Origin of the sequence: Clostridium tertium (assembly GCF_902652255.1) — a bacterium.
GTDB classification, from domain to species: domain Bacteria; phylum Bacillota; class Clostridia; order Clostridiales; family Clostridiaceae; genus Clostridium; species Clostridium tertium_A.
The window spans coordinates 26,150-44,552 of sequence record NZ_CACRTO010000046.1; the positions used below are offsets into that span (position 1 = coordinate 26,150).

The 18,403-nt window shown below is 29.8% G+C and carries 13 protein-coding genes; all 13 read left to right on the forward strand.

The features are described from left to right. The first annotated feature begins 29 nt into the window (after positions 1 to 29). The 13 genes from GPX08_RS14255 to uvrC all read left to right on the forward strand — a co-directional run bounded on the left by GPX08_RS14255 (position 30) and on the right by uvrC (position 18,293). Entirely contained in the window at positions 30 to 1,286 is a 1,257-nt protein-coding gene (locus GPX08_RS14255) for a PDZ domain-containing protein (RefSeq protein ID WP_156627469.1), read from the forward strand. Positions 1,287 to 1,297: 11 nt separating this feature from the next. Continuing rightward, positions 1,298 to 2,566, forward strand: a complete 1,269-nt coding sequence (locus tag GPX08_RS14260; RefSeq protein ID WP_156627470.1) for a signal protein PDZ — start codon at positions 1,298 to 1,300, stop codon at positions 2,564 to 2,566. 320 nt (positions 2,567 to 2,886) lie between these two features. Continuing rightward, entirely contained in the window at positions 2,887 to 4,860 is a 1,974-nt protein-coding gene (uvrB, locus tag GPX08_RS14265; protein ID WP_156627471.1) for an excinuclease ABC subunit UvrB, read from the forward strand. Between the two features lie 118 nt (positions 4,861 to 4,978). Then, positions 4,979 to 6,424 (forward strand): hypothetical protein, encoded by a 1,446-nt coding sequence (locus GPX08_RS14270; RefSeq protein ID WP_156627472.1) that lies wholly within the window; start codon positions 4,979 to 4,981, stop codon positions 6,422 to 6,424. 2 nt (positions 6,425 to 6,426) lie between these two features. After that, positions 6,427 to 7,323, forward strand: coding sequence for a radical SAM protein (locus GPX08_RS14275; protein ID WP_156627473.1), 897 nt, complete (start codon positions 6,427 to 6,429; stop codon positions 7,321 to 7,323). A 108-nt stretch (positions 7,324 to 7,431) separates the two neighbouring features. Beyond that, on the forward strand, positions 7,432 to 7,914 hold the full coding sequence (locus GPX08_RS14280; protein ID WP_156627474.1) for a sigma-70 family RNA polymerase sigma factor: 483 nt from the start codon (positions 7,432 to 7,434) through the stop codon (positions 7,912 to 7,914). A 2-nt stretch (positions 7,915 to 7,916) separates the two neighbouring features. Further along, a complete protein-coding gene (locus GPX08_RS14285) occupies positions 7,917 to 9,149 on the forward strand; it encodes a DUF4179 domain-containing protein (protein ID WP_156627475.1) in 1,233 nt (410 codons plus the stop codon). Between the two features lie 154 nt (positions 9,150 to 9,303). Next, positions 9,304 to 12,129, forward strand: a complete 2,826-nt coding sequence (gene uvrA, locus GPX08_RS14290) for an excinuclease ABC subunit UvrA (RefSeq protein WP_156627477.1) — start codon at positions 9,304 to 9,306, stop codon at positions 12,127 to 12,129. A gap of 75 nt (positions 12,130 to 12,204) precedes the next feature. Continuing rightward, the gene (locus tag GPX08_RS14295) at positions 12,205 to 12,657 is read left to right on the forward strand and encodes an FHA domain-containing protein (RefSeq protein WP_156627478.1); all 453 of its coding nucleotides are present in this window, start codon (positions 12,205 to 12,207) and stop codon (positions 12,655 to 12,657) included. 10 nt (positions 12,658 to 12,667) lie between these two features. Next, on the forward strand, positions 12,668 to 13,900 hold the full coding sequence (locus tag GPX08_RS14300) for an FtsW/RodA/SpoVE family cell cycle protein (RefSeq protein WP_156627481.1): 1,233 nt from the start codon (positions 12,668 to 12,670) through the stop codon (positions 13,898 to 13,900). A gap of 31 nt (positions 13,901 to 13,931) precedes the next feature. Next, positions 13,932 to 15,398 carry a penicillin-binding protein 2 gene (locus tag GPX08_RS14305; protein ID WP_156627482.1) on the forward strand — a complete coding sequence of 489 codons (1,467 nt, stop codon included), beginning with the start codon at positions 13,932 to 13,934 and terminating at the stop codon, positions 15,396 to 15,398. A gap of 327 nt (positions 15,399 to 15,725) precedes the next feature. Next, positions 15,726 to 16,274, forward strand: coding sequence for a dTDP-4-keto-6-deoxy-D-glucose epimerase (locus GPX08_RS14310; RefSeq protein ID WP_156627484.1), 549 nt, complete (start codon positions 15,726 to 15,728; stop codon positions 16,272 to 16,274). A 147-nt stretch (positions 16,275 to 16,421) separates the two neighbouring features. Continuing rightward, a complete protein-coding gene (gene uvrC, locus GPX08_RS14315; RefSeq protein ID WP_156627485.1) occupies positions 16,422 to 18,293 on the forward strand; it encodes an excinuclease ABC subunit UvrC in 1,872 nt (623 codons plus the stop codon). Positions 18,294 to 18,403: the final 110 nt, after the last annotated feature.

Below are 18,403 nucleotides of genomic sequence, written 5' to 3' on the forward strand. Positions count from 1 at the left end.
GTTAGACTTTATGAAAGGAGATATCTGAGATGGAAGAGGAAAACAACTATAAGGGTAAAAATGCATTAAAAAAACCCTTAAATATAGCAATAATTGTGGGTATATTTGTACTTTCTAATTTAATGTTCTTTTACATGGGTACTTCATTTGCTCACGGAGGAATAATAAAATCAAAAAGTGTAAGTGAAGAAGTTGCTAAGGACATAAGTGAGATTAAGGATGTAAAAAAATATGATTTATTATTTCAGGTAAGGGAAACTTTACTTTCAAATTATAATGGGCAAATTGATGATAATGCTCTATTAGAAGCTGCTATAAAGGGCATGACTGACTCACTAAATGATCCATATACTATTTTTATGAATAGTGCTGAATATTCTTCTTTTGTTGAACAAAGTGAAGGGCATTTTGTAGGCATAGGAGTTCAAGTTGGAGTTAAAGATGATAAGGTTACTGTTATTGCACCTATAGAAGGATCACCAGCTGAAAAAGCAGGTTTAAAGGCTGGAGATGTTATTCTAAAGGTTGATGGTAATGAAATGCCAGAACCTAAGCTAGAAAATACAGTTTCTAAGATAAAGGGAGAAGAAGGTAAATCTGTAACTTTAACTATATCTAGAGGTGACGAAACTCTAGATGTTGAAATTGTAAGAGAAGAGATAAAGACTATTTCAGTTAGAGGAGAAATGCTTGAAGATAATGTGGGTTATATAAGATTGTCTTCTTTTGATGCAGATAGCGGTAAGCAAATTAAAGAAAAGATTCTTCAACTTAAAGGTGAAGGAATGAAGGGCTTAATTTTAGACTTAAGGGGAAATCCAGGTGGATATCTGCATGAAGCTAATAATATAGCATCAGAATTTATACCTAAGGGAGATGTTGTAACTTATACAATAGATAAGTATAATAATAAAAAAGAATACAAATCCACAGGTGGAGATTCACAAGGACTACCGTTAGTTGTTTTAATTGATGGTGGAAGTGCTTCAGCATCAGAGGTGCTTACAGGAGCATTAAGAGATTATAAATTAGCGACAATAATAGGAACTAAGAGTTTTGGTAAGGGTGTCGTACAACAATTATTTGATTTTAAAGATGGTAATGGTGGATTAAAGGTTACAACTTCTAAATATTATACTCCTAATGGAGAAAACATACACAAAGTTGGAATTACTCCTGATATAGAAGTGACTATTCCTGAAGAAAATTTAAATAAGGAATATGATAGAAGTATAGATACACAATTAATAAAGGGTATAGAAGTTATTAAGGAAAAGATAAAGTAGGAGGCTCATAGATGGAGTTAATACTATATACCTTAAGAACTGTAGCATATGCAATAATAGGACCGATGAATATAATTATGTTAGTAGTTTTAGGGGTAATGTTTTATTTAAAGAACAAAAGAATAGCAATAATGCAAAAAATGACCATTGGGGAGAGCATAAACTCCCCTTTGGAACTTACATTATCACAAATATGTTTAGGTATTATAGGCGGTATTATAATAAGTATAATGCTAACTATTTTTGGAATAGTATTTGATGAGAATTCAGGAATAGAAATTATGTTTATAATCTCTATTTTACTTCTCTTTGTTAAAAAGAGATTCATTTGCTTTTCTTATTCAGGAGCAGTACTAGGTGCATTAGGGATTATAGCTAGTTTATTAGCTAGTGCTACTAATTCACAATCATATATAAATATTAATATAGTGGCACTTATGACCTTCGTGGGATTAATGCATGTAGTTGAAGGTATTCTTGTTATGTTTGATGGAGGTAGAGGAGCTATACCTGTATTTTCTAATAAGGATAATAAGATAGTTGGAGGATTTGCTTATAGTAGATATTGGGCTTTACCTGTAGCAATTTTTATTGCAATTACTAGCAAAATATCTAGTGTTGGCACATCACCTATTGCAACTCCAGAATGGTGGCCATTAGTAAATAGGGCAGATACACTGCTATTATTAAGTACTGCTGTAATAATGAGCTTACCATTATACGGAGTAGTAGGGTATAATTCTGTTACCTTTACTAAAGATAAAAATAAAAAACCATTATATTCTGGTTTAGGAATTTTAATTTATGGTGTTTTACTAGCTTTAGTAGCACAAGTTGCTCAGTTTGGAATAATTGGACAAATTGTGGTAGTGATATTAGCACCTTTAGGACATGAAATAATGATAAAGATTCAAAATAAGAATGAGAATAGTGGTAATTACTTATATGTAACTGATGATGAAGGAGTGGCTGTACTCGAAGTAGCTCCAAATTCGCCAGCATACCAATCAGGAATAAGAAGAGGCGACAAAATTATTGAAGTAAATAAAAGTAGGGCTATGTCAGAAGTTGAAATATTTAAAGCAGTTAGGGAGAGTTTCAACGAAATATCTTTTAAAGTAAGAAAAATTTCCGGGGAAATAGTCGATTTAAGTGTTAAACCAATAAATAAAAAAGTCGGAATGTTAATAGTTCCTAAAATGGTAGATGTAGAGAGTACATTAAGTGTAGATAATGATGACTTTAAAAAAGTTCTAGAGGAAATGAAAAGAAAAAAATAGGATTTTAGTGCAGAAGGGGAACTTACTTTCTGTACTTTTTTTTACCAATTTGATATAATTTTCATCATAAGTTATAGCTTTATCCGATTACTAGCATTGCTAATAATCCAATTTTTTTTTAGTGGGAGCTAAGCACTGCACTCGCTTGGATTAGTTCTTCTAAGCTTCAGATGAAGTATTATATTCCTGCACTCTGTGAAAATGATTCACACAAAATGCAAGATTTTGGTTCTCTACTTTTTAAGAAAACTCCGTCTGAAGCTTAGAATCACTTTATAAAAAAGGGTATAATAAAAATATAGTAGAGAAGGAGGGATAAGATGCCTGAATTTAAAATAGTATCAAAGTTTAAACCAACAGGAGATCAGCCGAAGGCAATAGACAGTTTAGTAAAGTCTATTGAAAATGGAGATAGAGGGCAAACACTTTTAGGGGTAACTGGATCAGGAAAAACTTATACCATGGCTAATATTATAGAAAGGGTTCAAAAACCAACCTTAATATTAGCACATAATAAAACATTGGCAGCCCAGCTTTGCTCTGAATTTAAAGAGTTTTTCCCTAATAATATAGTTGAGTACTTTGTTTCGTATTATGATTACTACCAACCAGAAGCATATGTACCTCAAACTGATACTTTTATAGAAAAAGATGCAGCAATTAATGATGAAATAGACAAATTAAGACACTCAGCTACATCAGCATTGCTTGAAAGAAGAGATGTAATAATTGTAGCATCAGTATCTTGTATTTATGGGTTAGGTAATCCAGAAGAGTATAAGAAACTTACTATTTCTTTAAGACCCGGAATGATAAAGGATAGAGATGAAATAATTAAAAAATTAATAGAAATTCAATATGAAAGAAATGATATAGATTTTGCTAGAGGAAGTTTCAGAGTTAGAGGTGATTCTTTAGATATTATTCCAGCTTCATACTCTAATAAGGGAATTAGAGTAGAGTTCTTTGGAGATGAAATAGAGAGAATAAGAGAATTTGATGTTCTAACAGGAAATATTTTAGGGGAAAGAACTCATGTAGCTATTTCACCAGCTTCTCACTTTGCTGCGTCTTATGAAGTTTTAGAAAAAGCTATAGGGCAAATTGAAGATGAGCTTGAAGATAGACTTAAGGAGCTTAATAGTCAGGAAAAATTATTAGAGGCTCAAAGATTAAGACAAAGAACTAATTTCGATATAGAAATGATTAGAGAAATGGGATATTGTAGTGGGATAGAAAACTACTCAAGAATTTTAGATGGTAGAGCACCAGGAACTCCACCACAAACATTAATAGATTATTTTCCAGATGATTTCTTAATGTTTATAGATGAAAGCCATGTTACTCTACCTCAATGCAGGGCAATGTATGCTGGAGATAGATCGAGAAAAAATACTCTAGTAGATTATGGTTTTAGATTACCTTGTGCTTATGATAATAGACCATTAAAGTTTTCTGAATTTGAAGATAAGATAAATCAAATTGTATTTGTAAGTGCTACTCCAGGACAATATGAATTAGATAATTCAACTAATATTGCAGAGCAAGTAATTAGGCCAACAGGGTTATTAGATCCAGTTATAGAAATTAGACCAGTTAAGGGTCAAATTGATGATTTATATGCAGAAATCCAAAAGACTACAGCAAAAGGATTTAGAACATTAATAACTACATTAACTAAGAGAATGGCTGAAGATTTAACTAAGTATCTTAAAGACTTAGGCATAAAAACAACATATATGCATTCAGATATAGATACTATTGAGAGAATGAAGACTATAAGAGATTTAAGACTTGGTGAGTATGATGTATTAGTTGGTATTAACTTGCTTAGAGAAGGGTTAGATATACCAGAAGTTGCTTTAGTTGCTATATTAGATGCAGACAAAGAAGGATTCTTACGTTCTGAAACTTCATTAATACAAACTATAGGTAGAGCAGCTAGAAATTCAGAAAGTAGAGTAATAATGTATGCAGATAATATTACTAAGTCTATGGATAAGGCTATTAAGGAAACTGAAAGAAGAAGACAAATTCAAATTAAGTATAACGAAGATAATGGAATAACTCCTCAAACTATAATTAAAGAAGTAAGAGAATTAATAGAAGCAACTAAGGTTGCTGAGGAAGTAACTGAATATACTGCGAAGTCACCTGATTCTAAATTATCAGCAAAGGATAAGAAGAAATTAATTAAGAAATATACTGATGAAATGATGGATGCAGCTAAAAACTTACAGTTTGAAAGAGCAGCAGAACTTCGTGATATAATTAATGATTTAAAAAGTAAATAATTAAGATGATAGAGCTTTATAGATTAATAGAAGAGTTTTGTGAATTATTATAAGTAGACTCTTTATTATATTTATAAAGTTCTATTAATTATATAAAGTATCTTTGTATATTGTTGTTTTGAAAATAATATGGAATAATATAACTAAAATAATGCTTTATAAGGAGAAGGTTATGTCTAAGGGGTTAGGGAAAAAATATATAATTTTATTAATTACTTTAGTTTTGATTTTAGTAGCTTCTTTAGTTACGATTTTTATTAAGATAGGTTTATCTAGTTATGATGAGTTTATTAAAGATGAAGATATTAAATTAATTGAAGTTAAAACATCTTCTGAAAATAAAGAAGAGTTAAGTATAAATAGAGATTTAGATAGTGAGGAATTTAAGTCAGGATTATATGTCTATAGCGAAGGTGGACTATATGGATTTAAAAATGCCTATGGTGATATTGTTATAAAACCTAAATATGAAATGGCTGAAAGTTTTTCAGAAGGGCTAGCGGCTGTTTACGTAGAAGGAAGATATGGATATATTGATACTAATGAAAAGCTAGTAATTGAAGGAAAGTACAATGGAGCAAGAAGCTTTAAAAATGGAGTGGCAATAGTTGATTTAGATGATAGTACTCAAGCTGTTATAGATAAATCAGGGAAAGAATTATTTACTACTAAGGAATACGTGCTTTTGGATATAAAGGGTGACTATATATCAGCAGCTTATAAAAACAGTGTAGATGGAAGCATAGGTTACTTAAATAAGGAAGGCAAAAAAATAGGAGATTTAAAATATAATAGTCTAGAGGAGTTTAAAGATGGCTATGCTAAAGTAGAATTAGATGGTATGTATGGATTCATCGATGAAAAAGGTCAAGAGGTTATACCTTTAAAGTATAATAATATTAGTGGATTTTCAGAAGGATATGCAGTTCTAAGTGACTATAACAACTCCGTATTAATTGATAAGAACTTAAAAGAAGTAAAATTAGATAATATAAGTTTTGATAATTCATATTATAGTTTTATTAATGGAATAATTATAGGACAAGACCTGAACTCATTAGAGTTAGTAGCATTAGATAAGGACTTTAATGAAATATTTAGACTACCATTTGAATATTATTTTTCAGGATATTCTAAATCAAATATTTTAGTCTTTTATGATTTTAATGATAATCTTGTTTTGATAGATACTAATGGTAATATAAAGGGAGAGATAGAAAATTCAGATATAAATTATATTACATCAACAGTAGTTGGAGATTATTTTATAGTAGAAAATTTAAAGTCTAATAAACTTAAGGTAATAGATTTAAGTGGTAAGGAGATAATATCTAATAAGTATTCCAATATAGACGCTATGGATAATTTCTTTGTTTGTTATAAGAATGGTATTTTTAGTGAAAAGATTGATATTTATTATGAAGACAAAAAGATTACTGACAAAAGCATAAAATCAGACTATGTAAGTCTTGAAGGAAATGGACTTTTAAGTATAGATGAGGGCAATGATATTTATTATTTAAATAAATATGGTCAAAAGTTTTTAAATTACCTAGGGAGATAAGTATGGAGTTATTAGAAAGTTGTAAGTTATGTCCAAGAAATTGTGGCATAAATAGATTAAAAGATAAAACAGGATATTGTGGAGCTGGAAAGAATATAAGGGTGGCAAGAGCTGCCCTTCATTATTGGGAAGAACCTTGCATATCAGGTAATATTGGTTCAGGTACAGTATTTTTTTCTTACTGTACTTTAAAGTGTGTTTTTTGTCAAAACTATAATATAAGTCAATGCTCTTTTGGAAAAGAAATAACTATAGATAGATTAGCAGAAATTTTCTTAGAGCTACAGGGAAAAGGAGCTTTAAATATAAATTTAGTTACTCCAACACACTATGTACCTCAAATCATTGAAGCGTTAAAAATAGCAAAGGAAAAAGGGCTGAATCTTCCTATAATTTATAATAGTAGTGGTTATGAAAATATAGAAACTATAAAACTTTTAAAAGGATATATAGACGTTTATTTACCAGATATGAAGTACTTTAATAGTAAGTATTCAATGAAATACTCTAAAGCAAAAGATTACTTTTTATATGCTAAAGAAGCTATTGAAGAAATGGTAAATCAAGTTGGAGAAGTTAAATTTGATAAGAGTGGAATAATAAAAAAAGGGGTAATAATAAGACATCTTATGTTGCCAGGCTTGCTATTTGATTCAAAGAAAATAATAGACTATATTCACAATACATATGGAAATAAGGTTTATATTAGCATTATGAATCAGTACACACCTCTTGAGCACGTAAAGATCTACCCAGAACTAAATAAGCCATTAAATCAAAAACATTATGAAGCACTTATAGATTATGCTTTAAGTATAGGTGTTGAAAATGGATTTATACAAGAAGAGGGAACAGATAAGGAAAGCTTTATTCCTTTATTTGATTTTGAAGGGGTTTAGGCTACTATAGGTAGCCTAATTTTTTAATATTTAATTTAAACAAAAATACTTTCTTATTCGTCTATAAGGTATAGAGGGTAAATTAGGCTTGGGATTGGGGAGAAAAATATGTTTAAGAGATATAGGGAAAAGATTTTCGAAGAGTATATTGATATTAATAAGGAAAAATTATTTAAGATATCCTATGTTTATTTAAAAAATAAAGATGATGCTATGGATGTAATACATGAGAGTATAGTGAAAGCATACAATAAGCTTGGAAATGTAAAAGACTTAGATAATATTGATAATTGGTTTATAAGGCTTATGATAAATACAGCAATAGACTATATTAGAAAAAATTCTAGAACTGTATTGGTAGAAGATAAAGATATGGAAGTTTTAATTAATAAATCCAAAGTTCAAGGTGATGGTTTCAATTTATTAATTGAAAATTTAAATGAAGAACTTAGAGTAATAATTATACTAAAGTATTTTCATGGTTACAAAATAAGAGAAATCTCAGAAATATTAAATTTAAAGGAATCTCAAGTGAAAAATAAAATTCATAAAGCCTTAAATTTACTAAGAAAAGAAATTGAGGAGGAATAGTTATGAAGGATATATTTGAAAAAGAAAAAATAGCTTATAAAAATATTGAGACTCCAGAAGACTTAGATTTCTTAGTTAGTAAGTTTATTCATGAAGGTAAGAAGAAAAATAATAAAATAGGATTAATAGTTAAAATAGTTGCAGCTTCATTTATGTCTATTTTTCTTGTTTTAAATTTAGTGCCTAAGGTTTCAATAGTAGCTCAAAGTCTACCCATAATAGGGAAATTAGCTGAGCTTTTAACAATGGATAAGGGATTTAGTAATGCTGTAGAGGCAAATTTAGTTCAAAATATAGGATATGAAAATGAGATAAATGGAATTAAATTAAAGGTAAGCAATGTAGTTGGTGATTATAAAACTATATGGATAGAATATGAAGTAGAAGAAGAATATAATGTAAAAGTAGATTTATTAAATCAAAATGAGGAAGATAAAATAAGTGCATTTTATAGTCATACTACAGAGGCTTATGGCAAGAGTGGAAATTATATTCAATGTAATTTTGAAAAATTTGAGCAAGAATTTTTAATGATATTTAATATTTATAATAAGGATAGATCTGAAAGCCTAGCAGTTTTTAAGGTGCCAATAAAATTAGAAGATAAATTTGGAAAAGGTAAAAATGATATTGATATTAGTAATAATATAATCAAAACAGAAGTTGGAGATATTGAAATAAAAAGTATAAACTCTTCTAAGACAAGGACTAGTTTAAGTTTTAGTTTGAATAGTGATGAATATAATTTTGTAAGCTTTCAAAATCCAGTATTAATAGATGATAAAGGAATTGAGTATGAAATGTCAAACTTATTATCATATCCAAGTGGTGATAAAAGGATAGAATTTGAAGGTGAAGTTAAAGATAGCAATATTATATTTAAATGTGATGGTATTTTTTATGATAAAAAATATGGTAAAAAATTAATAGTAGATTTAAATAATAAACTAGTTCAAGATAATGAATATAATACTACATTTGAAAGTTATGAAAGTAATATATTACAATTAAAAACTGAAAATGTTGAAGATATAGAATTTGAAAGAGAATCAAAAGAATATGAGTTTATTAGTAAATCTGGTTTTGGAGAGAGTGTTAGTGAAAATTTATATAAGGGAAGTTCGATAATTACTAGTTTTGATATAGTTGATGAAGGTGATGGCATCATAGAAATAGATATAAATTTCATAGCTAAGGATAAAAGTGGTGGTTTTGAATTCGTAATTAATGAATAAAATTATTAAAGAATGTAATAAGTCTAGGGGAGGTTTATTACATTCTTTTTTAGTAAATACTTTAATATATAATTGACAATAAATATAATAAAATTTAGAATATAGTAAAGAACGCTTGTTCGAAGAATGAGTAAAATTAGAAGAGGTATTAGAAATGAAAGATAAAATTATAATAAAGGGTGCTAAGGTAAATAATTTAAAAAATGTTTCTTTAGAAATACCTAGAGATAAATTAGTAGTATTTACTGGACTATCTGGTTCAGGAAAGTCATCATTAGCATTTGATACCCTATATGCAGAGGGACAAAGAAGATATGTTGAATCTCTTTCATCTTATGCAAGACAATTCTTGGGTCAAATGGATAAGCCTGATGTAGAGTATATAGAAGGACTTTCACCAGCAATATCTATAGATCAAAAGACAACTAGTAAAAATCCACGTTCTACTGTAGGAACAGTAACTGAAATATATGATTATTTAAGATTATTATATGCAAGAGTTGGAAAGCCTTATTGTCCTAAATGTAAAATCCCAATAGAGCAACAAACTGTTGATCAAATTGTGGATAGTATTATGGCTCTTGGGGATAGAACTAAACTTCAAGTATTAGCTCCAGTTATTAGAGGCAAAAAAGGAACTCACGAGAAAGTTATAGATAGTATAAAAAGAAGTGGATTTGTAAGAGCAAGAATAGATGGTTCTATATATGAACTAACAGAAGAAGAAGTTAAATTAGAAAAGAATATAAAGCATAATATTGAAGCTGTTGTGGACAGAATAATTATTAAGGAAGGTATAGAAGGAAGATTATCTGATTCTATTGAAACTGCCTTAAAACTTGCAGAAGGTCTAGTAGTAATCAATATTATAGATGGAGAAGATATATTATTTAGTGAAAAATTTGCTTGTCCGGAATGTGGAATGAGCATAGATGAACTTGCTCCAAGATTATTCTCTTTTAACTCTCCTTTCGGTAAGTGTGACAGTTGTGATGGATTAGGAACACTAATGGAGATAGATGAAGATTTAGTTATTCCTAATAAGGATTTAAGTATATTAGAAGGAGCTATTGCTACTTGGGGTGAAGGAAGACTTAAGGATGATTCGTGGACTTTTGCTATATTAAAAGCTTTAAGTGAAGAATATGATATAGATTTAAGTAGGCCTGTAAAAGAGCTTAGTAGAAAGGCTTTAGATTTAATTTTATATGGAACAAATGGAAAGAAGATGAATGTTACTTATAAGAAGGAAGGAGTAACTTCACAATATCACTATGCTTATGATGGAGAAATTAATTCTCTAAAAAGAAGATATAGAGAGACTAATTCTGATTATATAAAAAATGAAATAGAACAGTATATGAGTAATAATCCATGTCCTAAATGTAAGGGTGCAAGACTTAAGAAAGAAGCCTTAGCAGTTAGAGTTGGAGATAAGAATATTAACGAGTTTACTAAGTTATCTATAAAAGAAGAATTAGAGTATATTTCATCAATAGACTTTTCAGAAAAAGATAAGATAATAAGTGATCAAATTATTAGGGAGATAAAAAACAGATTACAATTCTTAATAGATGTAGGACTAGATTATTTAAACTTATCTAGAAATTCAGGAACACTATCTGGTGGAGAAGCTCAAAGAATAAGACTTGCTACACAAATAGGTTCAGCGCTTATGGGCGTACTATACATCTTAGATGAGCCAAGTATCGGATTACATCAAAGAGATAATGATAAATTAATAGGTACTCTTAAAAATTTAAGAGATGTAGGAAATACTGTAATAGTTGTAGAGCATGATGAAGATACTATGAGAGAAGCTGATTTTATTGTTGATATTGGACCTAGAGCTGGTGAACATGGTGGAGAAGTAGTAGCTGCTGGAACTTTAGATGAAATTAAGAACACTAAAGAATCAATAACAGGACAATATTTATTAGGTAAAAAGAAGATAGATATTCCTACTGAAAGAAGAAAAGGAAATGGAAACTTTATAAAAGTTAAAGGGGCAAAGGAGAATAATCTTAAGAATGTAAGTATTGATATTCCTTTGGGAACTTTAACAACTGTAACAGGAGTATCAGGTTCAGGGAAAAGTACTCTAGTTAATGAAATCTTATATAAGGGATTAAATAGACTTGTTAATAGAAGTAAAAATCCAGTTGGAGAGCATAAAGAGATTCTTGGATATGAAAATATTGATAAAATAATAGATATAGATCAAAGTCCAATAGGAAGAACTCCAAGATCAAATCCAGCTACATATACAGGTGTATTTGATATTATAAGAGAGTTATTCTCAACAACACCAGAAGCTAAAATGAGAGGATATAAGCCGGGAAGATTTAGTTTCAATGTTAAAGGTGGAAGATGTGAAGCTTGTACTGGAGATGGAATAATTAAGATTGAAATGCAATTCTTATCAGATGTTTATGTACCTTGTGAGGTATGTAAAGGAAAGAGATATAATAGAGAAACTTTAGAAGTTAAATATAAGGGAAAATCAATAGATGATATCCTAAATATGACTGTTGAAGAAGGATTGAAGTTCTTTGAAAATCTTCCGAGAATAAAAAACAAGTTAGAAACATTATATGATGTAGGACTTGGATATATAAGACTAGGTCAACCATCAACACAATTATCAGGAGGAGAAGCTCAAAGAATAAAGCTTGCTTTTGAACTTTCAAAGAGAAGTACAGGAAAAACTTTATATATCTTAGATGAGCCAACTACAGGACTTCATATTGATGATGTGAGTAGATTAGTAGAGATTCTACAAAGATTAGTTAATGCGGGAAATACAGTGGTAGTAATTGAACATAACTTAGATATGATAAAATGTGCTGATTATATAATAGACTTAGGACCAGAAGGTGGAGATAAGGGAGGAACTATAGTTGCTACCGGAACACCAGAAGATATTGCAAAGGTGAAAAAATCTTATACAGGCCAATATCTTAAAAAGATGTTAAGATAATCCTTGTACTCTTGTTATTTTTGGCTATAAGTTTTAATATATAATGGTAATATAATAGTAATTTAGAGGTGGAATATGGGTTTTTCAGAACTAATGACATTTGTTTTTGGTGTGATTTTTATAATAATACTATACTTTATAATTTATTATGCATTAAAAATAATGTACAAGGATGTTAAGGGTGGCGGAAGAAGAAGACCATCTTCAGCAAAAAGAAATTTTGGAATAGAGGTACTAAGCGCTGGAGATAACTCAAACTTAGAAGAAGGATCAGTTTTATTATTAAATGATAGGTTAACTATTGGTAGAAAAGAAGGAAATAATATAAGATTAACTGATCAATATGTTTCAGGAAACCATGCTAAAATTATAGTTAAAAATAATGAAATAGAGATAGAGGATTTAAATAGTACTAATGGCGTCTTTATTAATGATGCTAAGGTAAAAGGACGTTGTAAGATTAAGGCTAATGACAATATAAGAATTGGAAGTGCAACTTTTAAGGTTATAAGAGCTGATAAAAAATAGAGGTGAGAATATGAATAAGACGTTAAAGCTAGAAAAAAGAGTTCTTAAATTAATTTATTTATTATGCTTACTTCTATTTACAAACCTAGGTTTATTACAAAAACCCTTTGATAAAAAGGCATTAATTATAGGAGTAGTTCTTTGCATTATAATAGGTTTTTCTCATTATCTAATTCGAAGATTTTATCCTGAAGGAGATAAGTTTTTATTAATTTTCTCAAGTATTCTTGCAGTAGTAGGAATAGCTGTATTATATAGAATAGATCCTAGTCTTGCATTAAAGCAATTAGTCTGGGTAGTTCTTGGGATAATAGCTTATATAACTATAGTTGTAGCTATGCCAGATTTAAAAAGCTTTGCTGGGTATAAGAAGATATATATGATATTAACCTTAGTGTTAATGCCTATGGGACTTATATTTGGATTAGTAACAGGAACAAGTACTAATGGAGCTATGAACTGGGTTTATTTAGGGCCAATTAGCTTTCAACCTTCTGAGTTTGGGAAAATAGCATTAGTTCTATATTTAGCATCTGCTTTAATTAAATATGAAAGTAAGAATGTTATCAAAGAAGATTTTAAGCAGCTTATAGAACCAGCATTAGTAGTAATGTTTTCATTAGTATGTATGGTTTTACAAACAGATCTTGGATCTACATTAATTTTCTTTGGTATATCAGTAACTATGCTTTACATAGCAACATCTAAGAAGAAATACGTATTTACTTGTTTAGGTCTTTCAGTAGTGGGAGCCTTAGGTGCTTATGGAGTATTTGGACACGTTCAGAGAAGGGTTAAGGTTTGGTTAGATCCATGGCAGTATGCCCATGATGAAGGGTATCAAATAGTTCAAGGGCTTTATGCAATAGCTTCTGGAGGATTGTCTGGAGTTGGACTTGGTAACGGATATCCTGATTTAATCTTCGCAAGTGAAAGTGATTTTATTTTTGCAGTAATATGTGAAGAGTTTGGAATAATATTTGCAGTTGGTTTAATGATAATATACTTCTTATTATTTTATAGAGGTATTAGAAATGCCTTTGTTACTAATGATGCATTTAGTCAATTAGTGGCAGTTGGATTCAGTACCATGATAGCCTGTCAAACTTTAGTTATTATAGGTGGGATTTTTACTGTAATACCTTTAACAGGTATAACTCTACCGCTTATTAGTTATGGTGGTAGTTCTATGTTAACTATGTTTTTTGCACTAGGCATATTACAAAAAATTTCTGAGGCCTAATAGGTGTTAGATATTATAATAAGGAGGAGCTATGAAAGAATTATCTAAGAGTGTAAGAAATGTTATGGTTATATTTCTATTTTGTTTTATAGCCCTAATATCTTATATAGCATATTTTCAAGTATTTAAAGGCCCTGATATAGCAAATGATACAGGTAACAAAAGACTTTGGGCAAAGAGAAATGAAGTCTTAAGAGGAACTATTTATTCAAGAGATGGAGAAGCATTAACTAAGAGTGTTAGGATAGATAAAGATAACCAAAGTAGGGAATATACTTATGGCGATTTATATGTCCACTCTTTAGGTTATATCGATGAAAGATTTGGTTTAACAGGTTTAGAGGAAGAATTTGACTCTGAACTTTCAAAATATAATAGCTTTGGTAATGGATTAAGAAGTTTCTTAAGTGATTTTGACATAAAGAAAGCTTTTGAAAATAGGGATGAGGAAAAAGTAGGTAATGGAATTGTAACTACTTTAGATCACGATTTACAGAAAGTTGCTTATGACGCTATGGGAGATTTAAAGGGAGCAGTAGTAGCATTGAATCCTAAGACAGGAGAGATTCTTGCAATGGTTTCTAAGCCTACTTATGATCCAAGTAATTTAGAGCAAGCAATAGAAAATGCTAACACAGGTGCAGATGAAGAATTTAGACTTTTAAATAGAGCGGTTGATGGTATGTATCCACCTGGATCTGTATTTAAAACAGTAACATTAGCAGCAGCACTAGAAAATGATCCGAGTATAGTAAATAGAACTTTTAGTGATACAGGAAAAATCACTTTCCCTGATGGAAGAGAATTAAATAACTATATGAAGCAAGCTCATGGAGATCTTAGTCTACAAATGGCATATAGAGTATCAAGTAATGTTGTTTTTGGTACATTAGCTATGGAAATGGGAAATGAAAAGCTTAAAGAAGTATCAGAAAGATTTGGATTTAATTCAAGAATTAATGGAATTGGCGTAAGCATGCCAGCAAGTAAATTCCCAACATTAAAGCCTGAAGAAATAGGTAATATTGCTCAAAGTGGTATAGGTCAAGGGAGTGTGCTAAGTACACCAATGCAAATGGCCATAGTAGCAGCAACAGTTGGTAATGATGGTGTTTTAATGCAACCTAAATTAGTAAATAAAATTGTAGATAAGGACGGAAACACTGTAAAGGAATATCCGAATAAAGCTTTAAAAGAAGATGTAATATCTAAAGATATTGCGGGGACTATTAAAGAATATATGGGGTACTTGGTTTCTAACAATATTTACAGATGGCCAGCTTTTGAAGGAACAAATGCTGGTGGAAAAACTGGTACAGCCGATTATATGTTGGAAGATGGATCTGAAGGAATACCTCATGGGTGGTTTATTTCTGTAGCTCCAGTAGATGATCCACAGATTGCAGTAGCTGTAATAGTTGAAGAAGGTGAAAATGGAGCAGGCTCAGCAGCTGATATAGCCTCAAAGGTAGTTAGAATGGCAACATTAGGCTATTAGTAATGAAAAAATTAAAGAATGAAGAGTTAATAAGTAAGAATTAAGAATGAAAAATTGAAGATGTGATTTTTTCAAAATCACTGAAAATAAAGTTTCTTAGAAAGGTTGCTTTTGCAGCCTTTCTATATTTAATCTAAAAGCTGTCGAGGACGGCTTTTTTCATTAATTCTACATTCTACATTATTCATTCTACATTTTAAGTCCAGTAGTGTTCGGAAGTAATTTTTCTTCCATCCCAATCCAAGGTGGAACAAATCAATTAACCCTAAGCATATACTAAAATATGACTAAATTTTCAATACGAAAGGATAAAAGGAGACATTAGGTATGTTTAGGGTTAAGGGTTTAGAGGTAGAAGGTTGTTACTTAATTACACCAACAGTGGTTATGGACAGTACTTGTGATTTAATCAAAATTTTTAGTGAGAGTCAGTTTAATATATATGGATTAAGTACAGAATTTAAAGAAGAGTATTATGCAATAGCAAAACCAGGGACTGTAAGAGGGATGCATTTTCAGTTTCCTCCAGAAGGTCATGATAAGTTAATTACATGTATAGTTGGAGAAATAGAAGATGTAGTAATTGATTTAAGAAAGGAATCAAAGACTTTTGGAAAGTTTACTATGGTAAATCTCAATGAAGAAAACAAAAACTTAATATACGTACCATCAGGCTGTGCTCATGGATATTACATTAAGGGAAATAAGGAAGCATTAATTTATTATAAGGTAACAAAGCCATTTATAAGAAGATTGCGAGGTGGTGTTCACTGGAATTCATTAGGTATACCTTGGAGCTTTGATTATAATAAGGTTTTAGTGGAGAATGAAGACACAACCTGGCAGAAATTTGAAGATTTTACTTCGCCTTTTTAATGTATTGAGATTGATTTATTACTGTATTTTAAGGAGATAATAATTCTGTATGTAAATTATCTCCTTTTGAAGTACTTTGCTATTGTATTATTTAGTAGTAGTGATAAAATTAATCTTGCAAAATGATTATTTGGAGGAGTAATTTAAATGTTCGATTTTGAATACCATTTAAAAAACCTACCAGAAAAGCCAGGAGTCTACATAATGAAAAATAATCTTGGCGAAGTAATATATGTAGGTAAGGCGAAAATTTTAAAAAACAGAGTAAAAAGCTATTTTCAAAATTCAAAGAATCACTCTGAAAAAGTAAAAGTAATGGTAAAGAATATTTCTGAATTTGAGTATATAGTTACTGACTCTGAGATGGAAGCTTTAATTTTAGAATGTAATTTAATTAAAAAATATAGTCCTAGATATAATATTGCATTAAAGGATGATAAATTTTATCCGTTTATAAAAATAACTAATAATGATGATTTTCCTAGGGTATTTGTAACTAGGAAATATGCAAAAGATGGAGCTAAATACTTTGGACCATATACAAATGGAACAGCAGTTTATGAAACTATAAATTTAATTAATAAGATATTTCCTATAAGAACTTGCAAGATGTTAATTAATGAAAATAGTGATCCAGTTAGACCTTGTTTAAATTATCATATTAAAAAATGTGATGCTCCTTGTGCTGGATATGTTACAAAAGAAGAATATGGTAAAATGATAACTGATATTATGGATATACTTAATGGAAAAGATAAGACTATAGTAAATGCTCTTAAAAAGGAAATGGAAGATGCCTCTAAAGAATTAGAATTTGAGAAGGCAGCAAAGTTTAGAGATAAAATTCTTGCAATCGAAGCAATAGTTGAAAAACAAAAGATATTTAAGACTATGGAAGGTGATGAAGATTTTATCAATGTTTATGAAGATGAAAAGGATAGTTGTATTCAAGTTTTCTTCTCTAGGGATGGCAAGGTAATTGGTAGAGAGCATTTTATATTTGAAAATACTGCAGATGATGAAGTTAGTGAGGTATTAGAAGATTTTATTACGACCTTTTATGGTGGTACAGCTAAGGTCCCTAAAACAATTTATTTACCTTATGTAAATGACACTGAACTTATTGAAGAGTTCTTAACTATTAAAAGAGGGGCTAAGGCTTGGGTGAAGATACCTCAAAAGGGACAAAAGAAAGATATGCTTGAGATGGTTAAGAAAAATGCAAAAATTACCCTGGAGCAGTTTAAAGATAAGTATTTAAAAGAAAAAGAAATAAATAGGATTTCTCTACAAGAGCTTCAAGATATGCTAGATTTAGATGAACCACCTTTTAGGATAGAATCATATGATATATCCAATATTCAGGGGGTTGATTCTGTTGGAACTATGGTGGTATTTGAAGAAGGAAGAGCAAAAAATAGTGATTACAGAAGGTTCAAAATAAAATCTGTAAAGGGTGCTAATGATTATGATAGTATGAGAGAGATTCTAGAAAGAAGATTTAAGCATGGACTTGAAGAAATAAAGAAGATTCAAGAGAAGCAATTAAATTTTTCAAGTGGTAAATTCTCTAGTTTCCCAGATCTTATTATGATGGATGGTGGTAAGGGACAGGTAAATGTAGCTTTAGAAGTTTTAGATAGTCTAAATATAAGCATTCCTGTTTGTGGTTTAGTTAAAGATGGTAAGCACCAAACTAGGGGGATAATTTATAATAATAATGAGTTAATTATAAATAGAAGTTCAAATTTAATGCAAATGATTAGAAGAATACAAGATGAGGTTCATAGATTTGCAATTACATATCATAGAACCTTGAGAGATAAAAGAACACTACATTCTATATTAGAAGATATACCTAATGTTGGAGAAAGAAGAAGGAGAAATCTTTTAATGAAATTTGGAAGTGTTGAAAATATAAAGAATGCAACCTATGAAGAGCTCTTAGAAACTCCTAGTATAGACAGGAAAGCAGCTAATAGTATAATAAGCTACTTTAATGGTGAGGAGAAAAAGTAATAAAATGGTTACAAATATTTTATAATATTTAAATATGGCTTTTATGGGGTTGTTAATTAATAATTTTTAATTTATACTATGTAAGTATTACTGGTTATTTATAAGGAGTT

Coding starts and splice junctions, on each gene's coding strand:
- GPX08_RS14310 (WP_156627484.1), top strand. CDS start 15,726: ATGTTTAGGGTTAAGGGTTTAGAGGTAGAAGGTTGTTACTTAATTACA.
- GPX08_RS14305 (WP_156627482.1), top strand. CDS start 13,932: ATGAAAGAATTATCTAAGAGTGTAAGAAATGTTATGGTTATATTTCTA.
- GPX08_RS14280 (WP_156627474.1), top strand. CDS start 7,432: ATGTTTAAGAGATATAGGGAAAAGATTTTCGAAGAGTATATTGATATT.
- GPX08_RS14255 (WP_156627469.1), top strand. CDS start 30: ATGGAAGAGGAAAACAACTATAAGGGTAAAAATGCATTAAAAAAACCC.
- GPX08_RS14300 (WP_156627481.1), top strand. CDS start 12,668: ATGAATAAGACGTTAAAGCTAGAAAAAAGAGTTCTTAAATTAATTTAT.
- uvrA (WP_156627477.1), top strand. CDS start 9,304: ATGAAAGATAAAATTATAATAAAGGGTGCTAAGGTAAATAATTTAAAA.
- GPX08_RS14260 (WP_156627470.1), top strand. CDS start 1,298: ATGGAGTTAATACTATATACCTTAAGAACTGTAGCATATGCAATAATA.
- uvrC (WP_156627485.1), top strand. CDS start 16,422: ATGTTCGATTTTGAATACCATTTAAAAAACCTACCAGAAAAGCCAGGA.
- GPX08_RS14275 (WP_156627473.1), top strand. CDS start 6,427: ATGGAGTTATTAGAAAGTTGTAAGTTATGTCCAAGAAATTGTGGCATA.
- GPX08_RS14295 (WP_156627478.1), top strand. CDS start 12,205: ATGGGTTTTTCAGAACTAATGACATTTGTTTTTGGTGTGATTTTTATA.
- uvrB (WP_156627471.1), top strand. CDS start 2,887: ATGCCTGAATTTAAAATAGTATCAAAGTTTAAACCAACAGGAGATCAG.
- GPX08_RS14285 (WP_156627475.1), top strand. CDS start 7,917: ATGAAGGATATATTTGAAAAAGAAAAAATAGCTTATAAAAATATTGAG.